At 68.4% G+C, this 3,836-nt stretch carries 5 protein-coding genes and 1 pseudogene; 3 read left to right on the top strand and 3 right to left on the bottom strand.

Translation table 11 applies throughout. The features are described 5' to 3' along the window. On the top strand, nt 1–754 hold a 754-nt coding region (locus B2W70_RS03950), incomplete at its 5' end, for a TatD family hydrolase (protein ID WP_286743072.1). Between the two features lie 29 nt (nt 755–783). On the opposite strand, the gene B2W70_RS03945 is transcribed toward B2W70_RS03950, so the two are convergent. The 3 genes from B2W70_RS03945 to B2W70_RS03935 are packed head-to-tail and all read right to left on the bottom strand — an operon-like array spanning nt 784 to nt 2,368. Further along, nucleotides 784–1,161 (bottom strand): diacylglycerol kinase, encoded by a 378-nt coding sequence (locus B2W70_RS03945; RefSeq protein ID WP_286743070.1) that lies wholly within the window; start codon nt 1,159–1,161, stop codon nt 784–786. Next, nucleotides 1,158–1,841: a phosphatase PAP2 family protein gene (locus B2W70_RS03940; protein WP_286743067.1), complete on the bottom strand. Its 684-nt coding sequence runs from the start codon at nt 1,839–1,841 to the stop codon at nt 1,158–1,160. The genes B2W70_RS03945 and B2W70_RS03940 overlap by 4 nt, the downstream gene beginning before the upstream one ends. Beyond that, nucleotides 1,838–2,368 carry a DNA-deoxyinosine glycosylase gene (locus B2W70_RS03935; protein WP_286743065.1) on the bottom strand — a complete coding sequence of 177 codons (531 nt, stop codon included), beginning with the start codon at nt 2,366–2,368 and terminating at the stop codon, nt 1,838–1,840. Before B2W70_RS03935 ends, B2W70_RS03940 begins: the two co-directional genes overlap by 4 nt. Before the next feature lie 117 nt (nt 2,369–2,485). Here B2W70_RS03935 and B2W70_RS03930 point away from each other — a divergent pair, with 117 nt between their 5' ends. Together B2W70_RS03930 and B2W70_RS03925 are read left to right on the top strand one after the other, a co-directional pair. After that, a complete protein-coding gene (locus tag B2W70_RS03930; protein WP_286743064.1) occupies nt 2,486–3,328 on the top strand; it encodes a spermidine synthase in 843 nt (280 codons plus the stop codon). Then, a pseudogene (locus tag B2W70_RS03925) lies at nt 3,325–3,836 on the top strand (type II/IV secretion system protein); the annotation flags it as partial. The gene B2W70_RS03930 and the pseudogene B2W70_RS03925, both read left to right, overlap by 4 nt.

Below are 3,836 nucleotides of genomic sequence, written 5' to 3'. Positions count from 1 at the left end.
GGGCCTGCAGGTGGTCCCGGCCGTGACGCCCGGTACGTTTGAAGCTGCGCGCCAGGCTGCGCATGCCTGTCGGGGCGCCTACGCGCTGGGCACCCACCCCTTGTTCGTTCACCAGGTGACCCACGACGCGCTCGAGCAACTCGAGCTGGCGTTGCGCCGATGGCGGGACGACCATCGCCTGGTCGCCATCGGTGAAATTGGCCTAGATCACTTCGTGCCCGGGTTGCAGGACGAGGCCAGTCGGGCCTTGCAAGAGCGCATCTACTCGGCTCAACTGGAGCTGGCCGTGCGTTGTCAACTCCCGGTGATCCTGCACGTGCGCCGAAGCGCCGACGGCTTGCTCAAGCACCTGCGCCGCCTGCGCGATGCAGGTCGCCCGGTGCCTGGCGGCATCGCCCATGCGTTCAATGGCAGCGAACAGCAGGCTCAGGCTTTCATCGAGCTGGGCTTCAAGCTCGGTTTTGGCGGCGCGATGACCTTCGAGCGGGCGCTGCAGATCCGCCGCCTGGCGGCCGATTTGCCTGCCGAAGCCATCGTGCTGGAAACCGATGCCCCGGACATCCCGCCGCACTGGCTCTACCGCACCGCCGAGCAGCGAGCGCAGGGCCTGCGCAGCCGCAACGAGCCTGCCGAGTTGCCCCGCATTGCCCAGACCCTGGCCGCTTTGCGCGGCTGGAGCCTGGCAGAAACGCAGCGCATCACCACCGCGAACGCCCTCAAAGCCTTGCCGAAGCTGGCCGCCATCCGCTGTTGACATGGGCACGGTCAGGGCGATGCAAGCGCCTACCGCAGCCAGCCGCTCAGCAGTGGCCAGACCTGATCGACGGTGAACGCCGCACCCACGAGCAATGCCCCCACGCTGGTGACCAGCACCGCAGCAGCCGCCACGTCCTTGGTGAGCTTGATGGCATCGTGCCGTTGAGGGTGCAGGCGATCGGCCAGCGCTTCGATGGCCGTGTTGAGCAGTTCGGCTGCCACCACCAGGGTCACCGTCAGGGCCATGAGCGCCCACCACAGCGGTGGCGCACGCGTCCACAGCAGGGTCGCCGCCACGCCCAGCGTGGCCAGTGCGTGGGTGCGCAGGCTTTTCTCAGTGAGCCAGGCGGCCCGCAGGCCCGCCCAGGCAAAGCCCAAGCGGTCGATGAAACGGTGCCCCTTCATCGGCTGCGCTCCTGTCCCAATTGCAAGTGGCTGGCCGTCAGCCAGCACAGCAGCGCCCAGGCTGCGCCAGCCGCCCAGCCCGCGAGCACGTCGGACGCCCAGTGGACACCCAGGTACACGCGAGAGACCCCCACCAGGCCAGTCAGGAGCGCAGCCGTTCCCATCACATGCAGGCGCAAGCGCGTGCGTGGCACCAGCCGCGCCACCAGGGCCGCCAGCGTCAGGTAGACGATCGCCGACATCATGGTGTGCCCGCTCGGGAAGCTGTAGCCGGAGGCCACCGTGGCGTGAAAGATGGCATCCGGCCGCGACTGCGAGAAGATCACCTTCAGCCCCGAGGCCATGGCCAGCCCGCCCACGGCGGAGCCCAGCGCCAGCCAAGACATCGCGTGTTGCCCGGCCATGACGAGGTAGCTCCACACGGCGCCCACCGTCAGCGCCAGCACGGCCGGTCCGCCCAGCGCCGTGATGTCACGCATGGCCTCTTGCAGCCACACCGGTCCCACGGGTGTCTGGCCGTGCTCGCCCGTTCGCAGCTGCTGCAGGATCCACCGATCCACCGAACGCGTGCTGCCTTCCAGCACCTCTGAGGCGATTTCCAGGAAGCCCCAGGCCGCCAGCGCCATCAACAGGAAGGGCCACAGCAGGCGCAGCCCCAGGTGCCGCTGGATGGCCCTCATGGCGCGGCCACCCCGAAGCGCTCGAACGCCTCGCGCCAGGCTGCCAGCTTGCGCTCGAAAGACCACGAGGCGTTGGCCGGACTGGTGGAGGGCAGTTGACACACGGGCAGCCCCAGCGCCTTCGTGAGCTTCATGTGCCGGGCCGATTCGCCGCCGTTGTGGGCGATGCCGCACAGCGTTGGCAAGCGGCGTTGCAGGGCGGCCAGGTCATTGAGCTGCGCGCAGCGAATGGCGCTGTCCAGGCTGCCCTCGCGTTCGCACCCTGCGTACACGTCCCAGATGGCCACGCCGTGGGCCATGGCGATGGGCACGCGTTCTGCGTAGGGCAGGGCGCTCAACGCCTGCAGGCCCTCCAGCCCCCAGATGGCTGACAGGATGGGCCAGAAGTGGTTGCGTGGGTGGGCGTAGTACTGCTGGGCCCGCAGTGACGCTTCGCTCGGGAAGCTGCCCAGGATGAGCAGGCGAGCGCCCGGGCCAGCCACCGGGTCCAGGCCGCTCAGCCGCCGGGTTTCGGTGTTTGAAGCCAACGTGGCCTTTGCAGGCGATGGGGCGCTTGCAGGCTCGGCCGGAGGCTGTGCGGCGCACATCGCCGCGGTGCGGATCAACGCAGAAGGCATGCCTTTGACTGTGCCACACTCGCCGAGGTGAAACGTGCCCGCCAACCTGCCCTGCCCGAAGCCACCATCTCCGAACAAGGAGGGGTACGCTTTCTGCACCTTGACACGCCCTGGATCCAGGGCGCCATGCGCATCCGCAAACCCCAGAAGCTGGAGCTGGAGTACATCCAGCGCATGATGGCCTGGCTGCTGTTGCGAGAGCCCGAGCACCTGCCTGGCACCCGCTGCCTGCAATTGGGCCTTGGCGCTGCAGCCCTGACCAAGTTCTGCCACAGCGAGCTGCGCCTGCCGACCACGGTCGTCGAGCTCAACCCTCAGGTCATCCAGGTCTGCCGCAGTTGGTTCCACCTGCCCGAAGACGACGATCGCCTGCAGGTCATCCAGGGCGATGCCGACCGATACGTGCGCGACGACGCCCACATCGCATCAGCCGATGCCCTGAGCGTTGACCTGTACGACCACGAAGCCGCCAGCCCTGCGCTCGACGACGAGGCCTTCTACCAGGCCTGCTGGCGTGTGCTCGACGATGGCGGGGTCATGACCGTCAACCTTTTCGGGCGCGAAGCCAGCTTCGAGCGCAGCGCCCGACGCATCGCCACCGCCTTCGGCGAGGACCACGTCGCCGTTTTCAAGCCCACGTCGGATGGCAACACCATCGTGCTGGCCTGGAAGGGCGTCGACATGCCGACAAGGGAAGTGCTGGCGCAACGTGCCGAAACTCTGGAGACCCATTTTGCGCTGCCCGCGCGAAAATGGGTCAAGTTGCTGTCGGCGTGGAAGCCGGCTGCCGCCGTGTCCAAGTCCGACAAGCCAGCGGCAGCCCAGTCCGCCGGCCCCAAGCCATCCCGCAAGAAGGCCTCCGCTGCATGAGCTCGACCTCTGCCTCCCGCGCCACCCCGCGCGCCCACGCCGATCAGGGCAAGGATTTGCCCAAAGGCCCGCTGGCCTGGCGCCAGCTGCTGACCTGGCTGCTCGAAGACGGCCTCATCACCCCCGCCGACGCCGAGCGCGTGACCCAGCGTTTCGCTGCGGGTGACAGCGCCCAGCACGCCCTGGTGCGCTTGTCGGGCATGGCGCTGACCCGGGCCGACACCGGCGCCGCGCTGGAACTGGAACCCCTCACGGAATGGCTGGCCCGCCGCGTGGGCCTGTCCTACCTGCGCATCGACCCGCTCAAGGTGGACGTCGCCCGCGTGGCCGAGGTCATGTCCATCAACTACGCCGAGCGCCGCAAGGCCCTGCCGGTGCAGGTCAGCCTGACCGAAATCACCATCGCCACCTGCGAGCCGCTGGACGTGGCCTGGGTGGACGAGATCCTGGCGCACACCAAGAAGAAGATCCGCCTGGTGGTGTCGAGCCCGCTGGACCTGCAGCGCTT

The sequence above is a fragment of the Aquabacterium sp. UBA2148 genome (genome assembly GCF_002328915.1).
Taxonomy (GTDB): Bacteria; Pseudomonadota; Gammaproteobacteria; order Burkholderiales; family Burkholderiaceae_C; genus Aquabacterium; species Aquabacterium parvum.
Note: the sequence above shows the minus strand (reverse complement) of the source record. Positions and strands in the feature narration are given on the sequence as shown.

Excerpts from the sequence above, each read along its gene's own strand:
- B2W70_RS03945 (WP_286743070.1), bottom strand. The coding sequence starts at position 1,161 with ATGAAGGGGCACCGTTTCATCGACCGCTTGGGCTTTGCCTGGGCGGGC.
- B2W70_RS03940 (WP_286743067.1), bottom strand. The coding sequence starts at position 1,841 with ATGAGGGCCATCCAGCGGCACCTGGGGCTGCGCCTGCTGTGGCCCTTC.